Origin of the sequence: Ilumatobacter sp., from assembly GCF_041688325.1 — a bacterium.
Taxonomy (GTDB): domain Bacteria; phylum Actinomycetota; class Acidimicrobiia; order Acidimicrobiales; family Ilumatobacteraceae; genus Ilumatobacter_A.
In genome coordinates this window covers 1-14,073 of sequence record NZ_JBDNIJ010000118.1, presented here as the reverse complement: position 1 = coordinate 14,073, position 14,073 = coordinate 1, and the positions used below count along the sequence as shown (strand labels likewise).

Here is a 14,073-nt window from a genome sequence, read left to right as displayed (position 1 = left end):
TTCACAAGATGTAGCCTACCGACCAGTAGGTAGTCATGCGAGCCGAGCGCGACAAATGGCCAATTTCTGGTGCAAAATGAAGGCGTGGAGAGCGCTCGAGTTGATCAGTGGCTGTGGTCGGTCCGACTGACCAAGACACGCGCGGACGCCGCCGGTGCGTGTCGAGCGGGACACGTCAAGATCAACGGCAAGGCCGCAAAGCCGTCGTCAGCGGTCAAGGTCGGCGATCGAATCGAAGCGCGCCTGAACCAGCGGGAACGAATTGCCGATGTGGTCACGGTCCTTGCGAAGCGGGTCGGGGCACCCGTTGCGGTCACGTGCTTCGTCGATCACAGCCCGCTGCCGCCCGAACGTGATCCGCTGTCCCCGCCGATTTTCGAACGAGACCGCGGCGCTGGTCGGCCGACCAAGCGTGACCGACGGCAACTCGACAAGCTCCGCGGTCGTGAACGCTGATCTGAGGACGTCGCTGATCTGTGGTTGTGGTCTGGAAACCTGTCGATTCTTAAATTCCGAGGCGGCGCGGAGGCGGTAGGTTTGTTCCGCTTGGCCACAACCCAAAAGCCCACCACTGCTGAGGACGGCGAGATCCCAGCGGCGAACGGCGTCATCGACGCGCCTCATGATCGGGCGGGGAAGCAAGGCGACTATCAGACGGCCGGGCACGAGGATCTTGCAGCTGAGCCTGAAGGCAATTCGGCAGCAGGTCTCTGGGCGCTGTTCCTCGGCCTCGGCTTGCTGATGGTCGGCAACGGCCTCAATGGCGCAGTGATTGGCGTTCGTTCGGGCAGCGAGGGCTTCAGCGTCATGGTCACCGGCGTGATCATGGCGGGCTACTTCGCCGGGTTCCTGATTGCGCCAAGTCTTGTCGTCAAGATGATTGCGTCGGTCGGTCACATCCGTGTGTTCGCTGGGCTGGCGTCTTTGGCGTCCAGTGCCGTGCTGATTCATGCCCTGTCGGTGTTGCCGGTGACATGGACTGCAATGCGCTTTGTCTTCGGCTTCTGCTTCGCCGGCCTGTACATCGTGATCGAGTCGTGGCTGGCCGAACTCTCGACGCCAGCGAACCGTGGACGAACCCTTGCTGTCTACATGATTGTTTCGATGGGTGGGCTGGGCATCGGTCAGTACCTCATTGCCGTCGCTGACCCCAATGGCTTTCACCTGTTCATTGTCTCATCGGTGCTGGTCTCGCTGGCGATCGTGCCCGTGACGCTTGCCGCTGCAGCGAAGGTGCCGCCGAGCCGCCCAGTCGAGAAGGTCTCTATCCGACAACTCATCGGCTACGTCCCGACCGGCGTGGTCGGATCGTTTATGAGTGGTGCCGCAGCCGGTGTCCTGCTCGGCCTCGCAGCGGTCTACGCCACAAGGAGCGGCCTGTCGGTCGACCGCACTGCGGCGTTCCTGATCGCCCCGACGATTGGCGCCATCGTCCTCCAATGGCCGATTGGCCGCCTGTCTGATCGGGTGTCGCGGCGCGCCGTGATCTTCGGTGTCGTCATCGCAGCGGCGGCCTTGTCGGTGGCCGCGCCGGCAGTGCCGCCAGACAGTGCGCTCATGTTGCTCGTCATGTTCGGCATCGGCGGCACGATGTTTCCGCTGTACTCACTCGTGGTCTCCTACACGCTCGACTGGACACCGGTCGGAAAGACCGTTGGTGCAGCGGGCACATTGGTGCGAGTCAACGGATCAGGTGCCCTGGTCGGTCCGCTTGTCGCAGCTCCACTCATGTCGTGGTTCGGCAACGACGCATTCTTTTTCACAATGAGCGCGTGGTTCTCAGTGATCATTGTCTACGTCGCCTACCGGATCGTCTTCAAGGAGACGCTGCCGAATGAGCGCCAAACCAAGTTCGTGCCGTTCCCGGCGCGTGCCTCGAACATGGCAATCCGCCTCGTCGTTCTACCCGTTAAGGCCACCAAGACTGTCGGCCGATCCGTGGTGTCGCGCCGCCACGACCATCACGACCCGAACTGATCATCCGACGGGGAAGCGGACCGTCAGGCGAGGGTTTTTTGGCGCCAGGCTTCGGTGGTGGCGACCTGGTTGAACGTGTACAGGTGGATGCCACCAATGCCGAGTTCTTCGAGGTGCGGTGCCAGCGGCTTGAGCAGTTGATCGGGTTCGAATGAGCGCTGCGTCATCATCTTGCCGAGCGCCTTCCTGTTCTTTGACAGGTAGCGCAGGGATGTACCGACGCCCAGGCGGACGCCCATGGTCATCAGCTTCGCCTTGTCGATGACGCCCGGAACGCCGAGATGGACCGGGATGGTCAGACCGGCGGCTCGTTCCCGTCGCAGCCAGTCGCGGATCTGGTCGGACGAGAAGCACATCTGGGTCGATACGTGTGCGGTGCGGCCAGATTCCAGGATCATTTTCTGCTTGACATGCAGGGCATCGTGGAGCTGCTCATCGGTGATGAACGGATGCGTGTCGGGGTACGACGTGTAGCCAATGTGGTCGATGACGCGGTGTTCATTTGAGTCGTCGAGTGCGATGAGCGCTTCGATGAACTCAATGGCGTCGAAGAAGCAGCCGGGCGGGTCGGCATCTCCGCCGACGACGAAGATTTCGCGTGTGCCAATTTCGGCGAGTCGGTGCAGGATTTGCGCGAGATGATCATGGGTTTGCACCATGCGCGCCGAGATATGTGGCGTGACCGAGTGGCCAGCTGCCACCAGCGCCGCTGTTTCGTCGAGGGTCGTCTCGATGGATTTGGCCGGGGAGCAGGTCATCGAGATGTGCGATGCCGGTGCGAGTTCAGAGATTGCGCGCTCGAGGCTCTTCATCGGGATGAGTTCGATCTTGGCGGTCTCGATCATCGATCGGAGCGTCGACGTGCCGGGCAGGAGCAGGGGGCGTCGAAGCCCGCGGCGCAGCCGATTGGTGGGCAGAGCAGGCAATGCTTTTGCTTCGGTAGACATCGTTGTTTCCCCGTTGTTCGTTGAAGAGTTTCAGTTGGGAGTTTCAGTTGGGGTCTAACCCCAACTGAAACTGAGTTGGTTAGCTGAGACCGACGATGTTGCCGTCGGCGTCAATGTCGATGGTTTGCAGGGCCGGCGTTTTGCCGAGGCCTGGCATGGTCCGCATGTCGCCGCAGATCGGGTACACGAAACCGGCGCCGACCGAGGCGCGGACTTCGCGCACCGGCAGGGTCCAGCCCGTAGGCGCACCCTTGAGGTTGGGATCGTGGGAGAGCGACAGGTGAGATTTGGCGATGCACACTGGCAGGTTGCCGAAGCCGTTTGCCTCGTAGTTATCGATCTGCTTATTGGCGGCGGCTGAGAACTCGGCGCCATCTGCGCCGTACACCTTCTGAGCAACGGTGATGATCTTGTCGCGCAGGCTCATCTCGTCGGGGTAAAGCACCTGGAATTTTGACTCTTCTTCGGCGGCTTCGGCAACAGCATGTGCCAACTCGGTTGCGCCAGCGCCGCCTTCGGTGAAGTGCATCGAGACTGCCGAACGAGCGTTGAACTCCTCGGCGATTTCCTTGATTGCATTGATGTCTGCGTCGTGATCGCCGGGGAACACATTGATCGCAACGACCGGCGTGCAGCCGTGGATCCGCATGTTCTCGAGCTGCTTGCGGAGGTTGTCGCCGCCCTGATGCACTTCGTCCGGGTTCTCCTTGAGAAGGTCCTCGGGGAGCGGCTTGCCGGCGACGATCGTGTGCTTGCCCGAGTGGGCCTTGAGCCCGCGAACCGTGGCGACGAGAACCGCAGCATCTGGAGCGAGGCCCGAGGCGCGGCACTTGATGTTGAAGAAGCGTTCAGCGCCCATGTCGGCGCCGAAGCCAGCTTCGGTGATCAGGTAGTCGCCCATGTGAATGCCGATGCGGTCGGCGACGATCGAGCTGTTGCCCGTCGCAATGTTGCCGAACGGGCCGGTGTGGACGAGTGCAGGCGTGTTCTCGAGGGTCTGCATCAAGTTGGGCTTGATGGCTTCACGCAGGATGACCGCCATTGCACCGGCGACTTTCAACTCTTCGGCCGTGACCGGCGTGCCGGCTTTGGTGTAGCCGACGACGATACGGCCGAGCCGTTCGCGGAGGTCCTGCAGCGAGGTGCACAGTGCCAGGGTTGCCATCACTTCGGAGGCGGCGGTGATGTCGAAGCCAGTTTCACGCGGTACGCCGTCGAGTCGACCGCCGAGGCCGATGACGCTGTTGCGAAGCGCACGATCGTTGACGTCGATCACTCGGCGCCACGTGATGTTGTGCATGTCGAGCGCGAGGTCGTTGCCGTGGAAGAGGTGGGCGTCCAGTGCAGCCGAGCACATGTTGTGTGCTGCAGTGACGGCGTGCATGTCGCCAGTGAGGTGCAGGTTGAGCAGCTCCATTGGCACGACTTGGCTGTAGCCGCCGCCGGCGGCGCCGCCCTTAATACCGAACGTGGGGCCCATCGACGGCTGCCGGATGGCGATGACGCCGCGTTTGCCGATGTGGCTGAAACCCATGCCCAGGCCAACGGTCGTGGTGGTCTTGCCCTCGCCGAGGGGCGTCGGTGTGATCGCGGAGACCACGACGTATTTCGCCTTCGGTCGATCTTGCATCTTCTCGATGGCTTCGAGCTGAATCTTTGCAGCGCCGGAACCGTAGGGCTCGAGGTGCTCGAGCGGTATACCGGATTCGGCTGCTATCTCGGTGAGCGGCTTGAGCGTCGCCTTGCTGGCAATGTCGAGGTCAGAGGGGAAACCCATGTTGTATCCGTTCTGCACCGACCAGGGTTGATGCGATTCAAAGCCCGGATCGAAGCCCGCACAGTATTTCGATTGATCTGGCCACCACCAACTCCGCATAATTCCGCATGGTGGAACGGTTCCACGATACAGAACAAACGACGGATGTGTCAATGGTCATGCGAGGTGGCCTCACCAATATGTGAGGGAACATCACACAGCCCCCTTTCCCCTTTCCCCTTTCCCCTTTCCCCTTTCCCCTTCGTTGCGAGCAGCGCCTATGTCGGCGCGCCGCTACGCGCGCGTCGGTCGTCGATGCGCCACAATGACCTATGGCTTCTCGTACGACGACTGCAACGACTCTTGCCGGCAAGGTGAAGGGTGCCATCGGGCCGAAGGGCCGGATATTGCACTTCCGGGGCGTCCCCTTCGCGGCGCCGCCGGTCGGCCTGCTCCGTTGGCAACCGCCGCAGCCGGTGAAGCCATGGAGCGGCAGGTTGAACTGCACCAAGTTCGGGCCCCACGCGTACCAACGTGCAGCAGGCTTCGAGTTGTTCTTCAACACCCTGATCGATGGGCTGGGCCTGGGTCGGGTACGCAAGAAGGCGTTGGCTGCTGGCCTCAAAGTTGTCAACGTCAAGCAGAGCGAAGATTGCTTGCAACTCAATATTCATGCGCCGTCGCACGCCAAGAAGCTGCCGGTCATGGTGTGGATCCACGGTGGCGATCACACCGACGGCAGTGGCACCGAATCGCACTACAACAGTGACGTGCTTTCCGAACGCGGGTGTGTGCTCGTGACGATCAACTACCGCCTCGGCATGTTCGGTTTTCTGGCTCATCCCGAACTTGCCGAAGAGTCACCTGATCGGGTGTCCGGCAACTACGGCTTACTCGACCAGGTTGCCGCACTCGAATGGGTGCGTGACAACATCGCCGGTTTCGGTGGCGACCCCGAATGCGTCACGATCTTCGGTGAGTCAGCCGGTGGTCAAGCCGTGCTCAACCTGATGACCTCACCGCGAGCGCGTGGCCTGTTTCATCGTGCGATCGCACAGAGCCCGAGCGACAGCGGCCGCTGGTTGCAGTTGCGGCGACCGGCCCTCGACTTCATGGCTGCCGAAGATGCTGGCGTCGAGTTCGCAAAGGCTGTGGTCGGTTCGGAGCCGGGCCAGATCGCACGAATGCGCGAAATGGCCCCGGTGGACTTGACCGAGTACTACCAGAAGTTCCCGTTGCTCGGCCGCCACTTTTACCCAGTCGTCGACGACGTCATCTTGCCGATGGCGCCGATGTCAGCATTCAGTGCAGAGGTACAGGCATCGGTCCCGCTGATGATCGGCTACAACTCGGACGAAGCCACGCTCTTTGCCGACTTCATGCACCCAGCCGGCGGTGAGTTCCATCGCGACAACAGCGACGTCAAGAACGTGCAGCCCGTACCGCTCCAAGACATGCGGGAAATGTTCGCTGTGTCGTACCCGAGCCAATCCCACGTCGACCGCGTGATGGCCTCCTATCCAGGCCTTGCGACTGGTGCCCGGTCAGCGGTTGCCGACCACGGCGGCGACCATATGTTCGGTGTGCACGTTGATCATGCAGCCCGCCAACATGCTGCTGGCGGCAACGCGGTGTACCGCTACTACTTCACTGCGACGCCGCCGTCGAAGAAGCAGACCGCAGGTGCGTTCCACGCTGCCGAGATCTTCTACGTCTTCGATACGTCGTTCCCGCTCGTGCCCGTCGCCGACGACGCACACCTGACGATTCGGGAGATGGGTGACCGATGGTTTGCATTCGCAGCAACCGGTGTGCCGGATTCGCCCGGCCGCGAGACCTGGCCGGCCTACGACCAGGGCAACCCGCAGCACATGATCTTCGATCGGCCCCGGTCGGCAGTTGGCCCAGTGCCACCGAACCCAGGGCTGCAGGTCATGCGGGAGCGGATCGATTGGCTCACCGACCAACTCGCTCCGGGGCCGGTGGCGGAGTCGTCAGCTGCGGTCTGAGTTGGTCGGCTTTGGTCTGAGCTAGCCGAGGTCGGCGTTTGTGCAGTCGCGCACGAGGCTGTCTTCGGTGGTGACGAGCACAGAGCCTTCGGCAAGCCCGGCCCGGTACGAGACCGAACCGCCGTCACTGAGTAACTCCGCGGGTGCGCCATTGAGTTGGACGCCGGGGTCGAAGTACGTCATGAAGTAGTTGCCATCAGCATCGCCGCTGATCTCGACGCGGCCGAGGTCGGATCCGTAGCCGATCAGCGTTGACTCGCCGGCGTCGTTGGAGATGAAGCACGCATCGACGAGGGCTCGTAAGTACCGCGGCTTGCCGTTGGCCCCGAAGGTCTGGATCCCCTGTTCGCCGCCGCAGTCTGAACCTGTGCTTGTTGGATTCGTGACGATGCTGAAATCGCCAGAACCAGCGGGGGCTTCGAAGGCGTATCCCTGATCGAGTTCGAGGAACTTTCCGGTGTCAGCAGGAAATCCGCGAACCGAAAACGCACCGCCGGTGATGGCGCCCTCGTCGAACCACTGCTCGACGATCGCAGGAATGCCGTCGATGCTGATCAAGTGGCTGAACACCTGCAGTTCGGCGTAGTTGGGTGCGAGTGGCACCGTGAAGCAGGAACGCTCAATCGGATACTCGATGCCATCGACACGGACGGTGCCCGGAGAAGCGAGTGCAAGCCCTGTCGAGGTGGTGATCGTTGCCGGTGCGGTGGTCGGCGCCGTGGTCGTGCCCGTCGCTTCGGTGGTCGTTGGATCAGACGTCGTCTCGGCTGTGGGGACGGTCGCTTCTGCAAGGGTCGTTGTCAGCGGGCTGATCGCCGGGGCGACAGGCATCGTCGTGTCGATCAACACCGTCGTGGTCGACTCGTCGACGGTCTGTACCGAATCATCGCCGCCACGGGTGAGGAAGAGCACGACGATCGCCGCGATGATGCCGCTGACGAGTAGTCCGATCGTTGCCGGCCCGCCCCATCGAGGGCCGCCACCAACTGACGGTTGGCCGCCCGGGGGCGTGCCGAAACCTCCGCTGGTCGGGGGGATGGTCGGCGGTGCGACCGGCGCGAAGTCGCCCGGTGTCAGCGGGGCGGGCGTGACCTGCTGCACCTGTGTGGGATCTGCCGGTGATGCCGGTGATGTTGTGGGTTGCGGGCTGGTGTTGGCCCAGAGGTCGGCGTCGAGATTTCCCTCGTCTGTCATCGTCTGAGTTTGTCACGCAGGAAACCGGCGCGAGATGCATCGCCGCTGTCAGGATCGGGTGTCAAATGTCTGGTGTCGAGGGTCTGTGCTGGGTGCGTGTCGGCCGAGTCTGACTGAGACGCCGACCGGCTCAGGACGAGCAGGACAGCATCGAGCAGCCGACGCGCGTCCGTGCCCAATCGGGCCGGAGCGTTGCGTATTCCTCGCTGCCTGGCTGTTCGTCGTACGGGTGTCGCAGCAGATCGAGCAGTTCGGTGATCATGTCGTAGCCACCGGCTTCGGCCTTGTCGATCGCGAGTTGGGCGAGGTAGTTCCGCAAGACGTACTTCGGGTTGACCGCGTGCATGCGGGTGCGGCGGTCGTGGGCTGTTTGGGTCGCCGTGCGGCTGAGCTCGATGTATGACCGGAACCACGTGGCGGTCCGCTCGAGCAGTTCGCCGGTCAGTTCGCCGGGGGCGTAGTACGACCCGATGAGCGGCTCGATCAACGTGCTGTCGTCTGCGGTCAGGTTGATTGCACCAATTCCACCAATTCCACCGAATTCACTGACGTCGATATCGCCGAGCGTGCGGAACAGGATCGTCATGTCGGTTTCGGTGAGCGGAAGTAGGTCGAGCAGCTCAGCGGCGACCTCGCGGCGGCGAACGACGTCGGTGTCGGTCAGGCCCAGCTTCTCCGCGAGCGCACGGTCCCACCCATCAGCGAATCGCTCGGAGTAGCTGTCGACGATTGACTGCAACGGTTCGGCGTCTTGAGTCAGTGAGTGCAGTGCGCCGGCCAGGCGGCTGACGTTCCAGTGGCCGATCTGTGGTTGATTGCCGTATCGGTAACGCTTGCCACCGGCATCGGTGGTGTTCGGGGTCCAGCCCGGATCGAAGTCTTCGAGCCATCCGTACGGGCCGTAGTCGATGGTCAGCCCGAGGATCGAAAGGTTGTCGGTGTTCATTACGCCGTGGACGAACCCGACGCGCATCCAGTCGACCATGAGGTCGGCGGTCCGGTCAGAGACTTCCCGGAACCAGGCAACGACGACGTCGTCAGAGATGCTCGGGCTGTCTGGGCTGTCAGCCGTCAGGAGATGCCGGAAGTGGCGGCGGATCGTGTGCTCCACGAGCGAACGCAGCAGGCCGATCTCGCCGCGCGACGCGGGGAGTTCGAAATGGCCGAACCGGACAAAACTTGGTGCGACACGGCAGACAACGGCGCCCTGCTCGTTGGCGGGATGGCCGTCGTACAGCATGTCGCGCATGACGTCGTCGCCTGTCAGCGTGAGGCTGAGGGCTCTTGTTGTCGGCACCCCGAGGTGATGCATTGCCTCGCTGCACAGGAACTCACGGACCGACGAGCGCAAAACAGCCCGTCCATCAGCCCCGCGGGAGTACGGGGTGGGGCCGGCACCCTTGAGCTGCAGCACAGCATGGCCGCCATCGGCGGTGGTGATCTCGCCGAGTGCGATGGCGCGTCCGTCGCCGAGTTGGCCGGCCCAGTTGCCGAACTGGTGGCCGCCGTAGTTCATGGCGTGGGGTCGCATGCCGTCGACCAGTTCGTTGCCGCTGAACACCCGTGCGAATTGATCTGAGGCCACGGTGTCTTCGTCGATGCCGAGTTGTTCGGCAACTTCGGAGGAGTGGGCAATGAGGATGGGAGCGGCTGTAGCGGTGGGCTCGACTGGCGACCATCCGGCACCGCTGACCTGGCGGCGCACATTGCGTTGCTCCGGGTCGCCGGGCACATCGTTGACGTACCAGTGGTCGGTTGTGAAGTCGAACCCCGTCATGACTGCAGTCTCGCAGCACGCCTGGCGACTCCCGCCTTTCAGTTGGCGATCAGCGAGTGCGCTGCGGAGGCCGCGTGACGAAAGCCAAACCTTAAGAGAGCGGCGCAGTGAGCCGGGTTGTGACCGCGTCGCGGACTTGCGCATCGAAGGAGTTGACGTGGTCTTCGATCAAATGAGCCACGGTCTCGGCGTCACCGGATTGGAGCGCATCGTGGATTGCGGCGTGATCTTCGACGGCATGGCCCATGCCGTGGCCATCGGCGAGGTACATATGCCAGAGACGGTCGCTCTGTGCGTAGAGCGTGTCGAGCGTGTTGGTGAGGAAGCGGTTGCCCGACGCGCGCCAAATGATCTCGTGGCACTGCCGATCGAGTTCGAGAAGCTCTTCAGGCGTCTTACCCGGGAGGACTGACTCGGCGAGTACGTCGGCCATCTCGTCCCAGTCGGCTTGCGTGCCGCGCTTGGTTGCGAGGCGAGCTGCGTAGGGCTCCATGATTGCTCGTGTCTCGTACAGCATCGCGAGCTCATCGAATCCGATCGCGCTGACGAACATGCCGCGTCGCGGAATGACGGTGACGAAGTGGTCGCGGGCCAGTCGTTGCAACGCTTCGCGGATTGGTGTGCGGCTCATGTCGAGGGTTGCTTGGAGGTCGGCCTCTCGAACGACATCGCCTGGTGCCAGATCGAGCCGGATGATCAGGCGCCGAATCTCGGTGTACGCGTGCTCGGCGAGGGAGAGCGGTTGCAACTTGGGGCTTGACACGCCTGTCATACTCTGTTGATATATCACCACTGTCAAGTTCAAATAGTTACGCATGGGGTCAGGCCCCTTTCGCAACTCTTTGCCTCCCCGAAGCGAGCGCCTCCATGAGTGAACAAGAATTCCCCACCACCGCCAAGGTCGTCGTCATTGGCGCCGGCATCGTCGGCAACTGCCTCGTGGGCCATCTCGCCCGCCTCGGCTGGACCGACATGGTGCTCATCGACAAGGGCCCCCTCCCGAACCCCGGTGGTTCGACTGGTCATGCGTCGAACTTCATCTTTCCGGTCGACCACAACAAGGAGATGGCGTTGCTCGGTGTCCAGAGCGCCAACCAGTACCGCGATGCCAAGCGCAGCGTCGACTCTGGCGGCATCGAAGTGGCGCGCACGCCAGAGCGCATGGACGAGTTCCAGCGCCGCATGACCTCCGCCAAGGCGTGGGGTGTCGAGGCTGAGTTGCTCACCCCGGCGCAGGTCAAAGAACTCGTGCCGTTCATCAACGAAAACGTGATCCTCGGTGGCTTCAGTTGCCCGAGCGTGAGCGTCGTCGACTCCCTCGACACCGGCACACTCTTCCGTAACGAGGCAATCGAAAAGACCGGCCTCAAAGTGTTCGCCAACACCGAAGTACTCGACGTCGAGACCGAAGATGAGCCCGGTACAGGCCTCCAGAAGGTCACCGCCGTTGTCACCGACAAGGGCCGTATCGAAGCTGAGTACGTTGTTGTCGCCTGTGGCGTCTGGTCGAACCGCATCGCCAACATGGCTGGCGCAACCATCCCGCTCGTGCCCGCCGTGCACCAGATGGCCGACGTCGGCCCGATGGACATCCTCGCCGAGACGCAGAGCGAGATCAGCTTCCCGATCGTCCGTGACATGGACACCTTCTGCTACGAGCGGCAGTCCTCTGGCTCGATGGAAGTCGGTTCATACGCCCACCGCCCGATCCTGCATCACCCCGACGACATCCCGTCGAATGAGGAAGCCGCGCTCAGCCCCACCGAGATGCCGTTCACACCCGACGACTTCGACCAGCAGATGGAAGAAGCAATTGAGCTGATGGACATGCTCGGTGACGCCGAGATCAAGTACGCCATCAACGGCCTGCTCTCGCTCACCCCTGACGCAATGCCGTGCCTTGGCGAGACCATCGAAGTCCGCAACCTCTGGTCGGCAGCCGCCGTTTGGGTCAAGGAAGGCCCAGGCATGGCACAGGTCGTTGCCGAGTGGATGACCTACGGCTACCCGCGAGTCATCGACGCACACGGTGCCGACATCGCCCGCTTCTACGACCAGGAGCGCAACGACGAGCACATCTGGAGCCGCGCCGAAGAACACTTCAACAAGACGTACGGCATCGTGCATCCCGCCGAGCAGTGGGAGAACCGGCGCAACCTGCAGGTGTCGCCGCTGTTCGATCGGCAGAAATCACTTGACGCCTTCTTCTTCCAGGCCCGTACCTGGGAACGCCCGCAGTGGTACGGCCGCAACGCCGACCTCGCCGAGCGCTACAACGTCGAAGAGCGCGAAGTCGAATGGGACAACCGTTGGTGGAGCCCGATCACAGTCGGCGAACACCTCAACATGCGTGAGAACGTCGGCCTCGTTGACCTCTCGGCATTCCAGGAGTTCGAGATCTCTGGGCCCGGTGCTGTCGAGTTTGCCGACTACTTGTCGGTCAACAAGATCGGCCCGGTCGGCCGTGCGACCTACACCCCGTGGCTGACCCCCGACGGCGGATTCCACTCCGACCTCACGATGCACCACACGGCCGAGGATGTCGTGGTTGTCGTGACCGGCGTGTTTGACGGTGGACGTGACCTGTCGTGGATGAAGAAGTACATGCCGAAGGACGGTTCGGTCACCGTGACCGACCGGACGCTTGATGTCTCGACCCTCGGACTCTGGGGCCCGAACGCACCGGCGACGCTCGCCAAGCTGACCGACGCCGACCTTTCGCATGAGGGCTCGTCCTATGGCTCGCTCGTCGGAGTGAAGCTCAATCTGGATGGCGAAGAAGTCGACGCCACGCTGTTCCGCATCTCGTACGTCGGCGACACCGGCTGGGAGATCTACGTCGCCTGGGACAACGCCCCCAAGCTGTGGGATGCACTGATGGAAGCCGGTGCCGACCTTGGCATCCGCGCCACCGGCGGTGGCGTTTATGGTACGTCGGGCCGCATCGAAAAGGGCTACCGCCTGCAGGGCGCCGAGCTCGAAAGCGAGTACAACCCGCTCGAAGCCGGCCTCGCCCGCCCGAAGGTCAAGTCGGTCGACTTCATTGGTAAGGACGCCTACCTGGCTGCCCGCGAAGCTGGAGACCCCGAGGTGCTGATGTGCACGATGACCGTCGACGATCAGACCGACTCGCAGGGCCGCATCCGCTGGATGCAGGGTGGCAACGAGCCGTTATGCGACATGGACGGCAACACGATCGTTGACAGCCACAAGCGTGTCTCGCGTGTGACGACCGCTGGATATGGCCCGTCGGTCGACAAGATGGTCCTGATGGGCTACCTCCCGAGGGAGATGGCGACAGCCGGCACCAAGGTCCAAGTCATGTACATGAACGAGTACTTCCCGGTGACCGTCGTCGGCACCGACGGCCCGTTCGACCCCGAAGACACACGCCTCAAGGGCTGAGCCACATGAGAGTCCTTGTTTGCGTAAAGCGGGTGCCCGCACCTGGCGCCAAGATCAACATCACCGATGACGGCCAGTCCGTCGATGCCACCAATCTCGGCCACACCATGAGCCCCCACGAAGAGTGTGGGCTTGAGCTGGCCGTGCAGTTGGTGGAGGCGCACGGCGGCGAGTCGCACGTGCTGACACTCGGTGTTGCCGAAGCCGATGAGCAGTGCCGCTGGGCCGCATCGATCGGCATCAACAAGGCCACGCTGGTGGACGTCGGAACGCAAGGCTGGGATCCGCAGCGGACGGCATTGGCAATGACCGACGCCATCCGTGCGATCGAAGAAATCGACGGTGGATTCGACGTCATGATCTTCGGCAACGAGTCGGCCGACACCGGTGGCTTCCAAGTCGGAATTCGGGTTGCTCGTGCGCTCGGCCGCCCGATGGTCAACGCGATCAAGGGCGTCAACATCTGCGCCGGAATCGATGGGGACGACACCGTGCTCGAAGCGCAACGCGAGACCGACTCGGGCATGGAGGTCTACAAACTTCCGATGCCGTGCGCGATTGGTGTCAAGGAAGGCATCACCTGGCCGCGCTACCCGACGATGCGCGGCCGCTTGGCTTCCAAGAAGCTTGCCGTCGACGTGACCGCGTCAGAGGCTGCCCCCGGCGGCCAGACCATGGTGCGCCTCAACCGTCCAGAGGAGCAGGTGTCGGAAACAATCATCCTCGGCGAAGGTGCCGCTGCCGCTCCTGCGGTCATTGAACTGTTGAAGGAACTCGGCCTCTGGTCAGATGGAAACAGCAAGCAGGAGGTGGGGGCATGAGCGTCCTCGTCGTTGTCGAACATGACCGAGGCACGCTCGCTGGCGCGTCGCTCGAGGCCTTCGCCTTTGCCCGATCGATCGCCGAGCAACTCGGCGAGCCGGTCGAAGCGTTGCTGATCGGTGCGGACGCTGTCGGCCTCGCCGACGTGTGTGCGGCGCACGGTGCCGATGTGGTGCATCACGCGTC

General features: G+C 62.8%; 10 protein-coding genes and 1 pseudogene. 6 read left to right on the top strand and 5 right to left on the bottom strand.

Going from position 1 to position 14,073, the window contains the following annotated elements; genetic code table 11:
• The first annotated feature begins 84 nt into the window (after positions 1-84).
• A complete protein-coding gene (locus ACH2EI_RS07975) occupies positions 85-456 on the top strand; it encodes an RNA-binding S4 domain-containing protein (protein WP_395152715.1) in 372 nt (123 codons plus the stop codon).
• Between the two features lie 90 nt (positions 457-546).
• On the top strand, positions 547-1,977 hold the full coding sequence (locus ACH2EI_RS07970; protein ID WP_395152716.1) for an MFS transporter: 1,431 nt from the start codon (positions 547-549) through the stop codon (positions 1,975-1,977).
• Positions 1,978-2,000: 23 nt separating this feature from the next.
• On the opposite strand, the gene ACH2EI_RS07965 is transcribed toward ACH2EI_RS07970, so the two are convergent.
• Together ACH2EI_RS07965 and ACH2EI_RS07960 are read right to left on the bottom strand one after the other, a co-directional pair.
• On the bottom strand, positions 2,001-2,924 hold the full coding sequence (locus ACH2EI_RS07965; protein ID WP_395152717.1) for a methylenetetrahydrofolate reductase: 924 nt from the start codon (positions 2,922-2,924) through the stop codon (positions 2,001-2,003).
• Positions 2,925-3,003: 79 nt separating this feature from the next.
• Positions 3,004-4,701 (bottom strand): formate--tetrahydrofolate ligase, encoded by a 1,698-nt coding sequence (locus ACH2EI_RS07960; RefSeq protein ID WP_395159653.1) that lies wholly within the window; start codon positions 4,699-4,701, stop codon positions 3,004-3,006.
• A gap of 311 nt (positions 4,702-5,012) precedes the next feature.
• Between ACH2EI_RS07960 and ACH2EI_RS07955 the strand changes: the two genes are divergently transcribed.
• On the top strand, positions 5,013-6,689 hold the full coding sequence (locus tag ACH2EI_RS07955) for a carboxylesterase/lipase family protein (RefSeq protein ID WP_395159651.1): 1,677 nt from the start codon (positions 5,013-5,015) through the stop codon (positions 6,687-6,689).
• Between the two features lie 21 nt (positions 6,690-6,710).
• Here ACH2EI_RS07955 and ACH2EI_RS07950 read toward each other — a convergent pair whose 3' ends face one another.
• The 3 genes from ACH2EI_RS07950 to ACH2EI_RS07940 all read right to left on the bottom strand — a co-directional run bounded on the left by ACH2EI_RS07950 (position 6,711) and on the right by ACH2EI_RS07940 (position 10,432).
• Positions 6,711-7,883, bottom strand: a complete 1,173-nt coding sequence (locus ACH2EI_RS07950) for a hypothetical protein (protein WP_395152720.1) — start codon at positions 7,881-7,883, stop codon at positions 6,711-6,713.
• Between the two features lie 130 nt (positions 7,884-8,013).
• On the bottom strand, positions 8,014-9,660 hold the full coding sequence (locus tag ACH2EI_RS07945; RefSeq protein WP_395152721.1) for a YdiU family protein: 1,647 nt from the start codon (positions 9,658-9,660) through the stop codon (positions 8,014-8,016).
• Positions 9,661-9,751: 91 nt separating this feature from the next.
• Entirely contained in the window at positions 9,752-10,432 is a 681-nt protein-coding gene (locus ACH2EI_RS07940; protein ID WP_395159649.1) for a GntR family transcriptional regulator, read from the bottom strand.
• A gap of 95 nt (positions 10,433-10,527) precedes the next feature.
• On the opposite strand from ACH2EI_RS07940, the gene ACH2EI_RS07935 reads away from it, so the two are divergent.
• From ACH2EI_RS07935 to ACH2EI_RS07925, 3 genes and pseudogenes are all read left to right on the top strand, one after another.
• Positions 10,528-13,065 carry an FAD-dependent oxidoreductase gene (locus tag ACH2EI_RS07935; RefSeq protein WP_395152723.1) on the top strand — a complete coding sequence of 846 codons (2,538 nt, stop codon included), beginning with the start codon at positions 10,528-10,530 and terminating at the stop codon, positions 13,063-13,065.
• A gap of 5 nt (positions 13,066-13,070) precedes the next feature.
• Positions 13,071-13,886, top strand: coding sequence for an electron transfer flavoprotein subunit beta/FixA family protein (locus ACH2EI_RS07930; RefSeq protein ID WP_395159647.1), 816 nt, complete (start codon positions 13,071-13,073; stop codon positions 13,884-13,886).
• A pseudogene (locus tag ACH2EI_RS07925) lies at positions 13,883-14,073 on the top strand (electron transfer flavoprotein subunit alpha); the annotation flags it as partial. The gene ACH2EI_RS07930 and the pseudogene ACH2EI_RS07925, both read left to right, overlap by 4 nt.

Excerpts from the sequence above, each read along its gene's own strand:
- ACH2EI_RS07965 (WP_395152717.1), bottom strand. The coding sequence starts at position 2,924 with ATGTCTACCGAAGCAAAAGCATTGCCTGCTCTGCCCACCAATCGGCTG.
- ACH2EI_RS07940 (WP_395159649.1), bottom strand. The coding sequence starts at position 10,432 with ATGACAGGCGTGTCAAGCCCCAAGTTGCAACCGCTCTCCCTCGCCGAG.
- ACH2EI_RS07945 (WP_395152721.1), bottom strand. The coding sequence starts at position 9,660 with ATGACGGGGTTCGACTTCACAACCGACCACTGGTACGTCAACGATGTG.
- ACH2EI_RS07935 (WP_395152723.1), top strand. The coding sequence starts at position 10,528 with ATGAGTGAACAAGAATTCCCCACCACCGCCAAGGTCGTCGTCATTGGC.
- ACH2EI_RS07955 (WP_395159651.1), top strand. The coding sequence starts at position 5,013 with ATGGCTTCTCGTACGACGACTGCAACGACTCTTGCCGGCAAGGTGAAG.
- ACH2EI_RS07950 (WP_395152720.1), bottom strand. The coding sequence starts at position 7,883 with ATGACAGACGAGGGAAATCTCGACGCCGACCTCTGGGCCAACACCAGC.
- ACH2EI_RS07960 (WP_395159653.1), bottom strand. The coding sequence starts at position 4,701 with ATGGGTTTCCCCTCTGACCTCGACATTGCCAGCAAGGCGACGCTCAAG.
- ACH2EI_RS07930 (WP_395159647.1), top strand. The coding sequence starts at position 13,071 with ATGAGAGTCCTTGTTTGCGTAAAGCGGGTGCCCGCACCTGGCGCCAAG.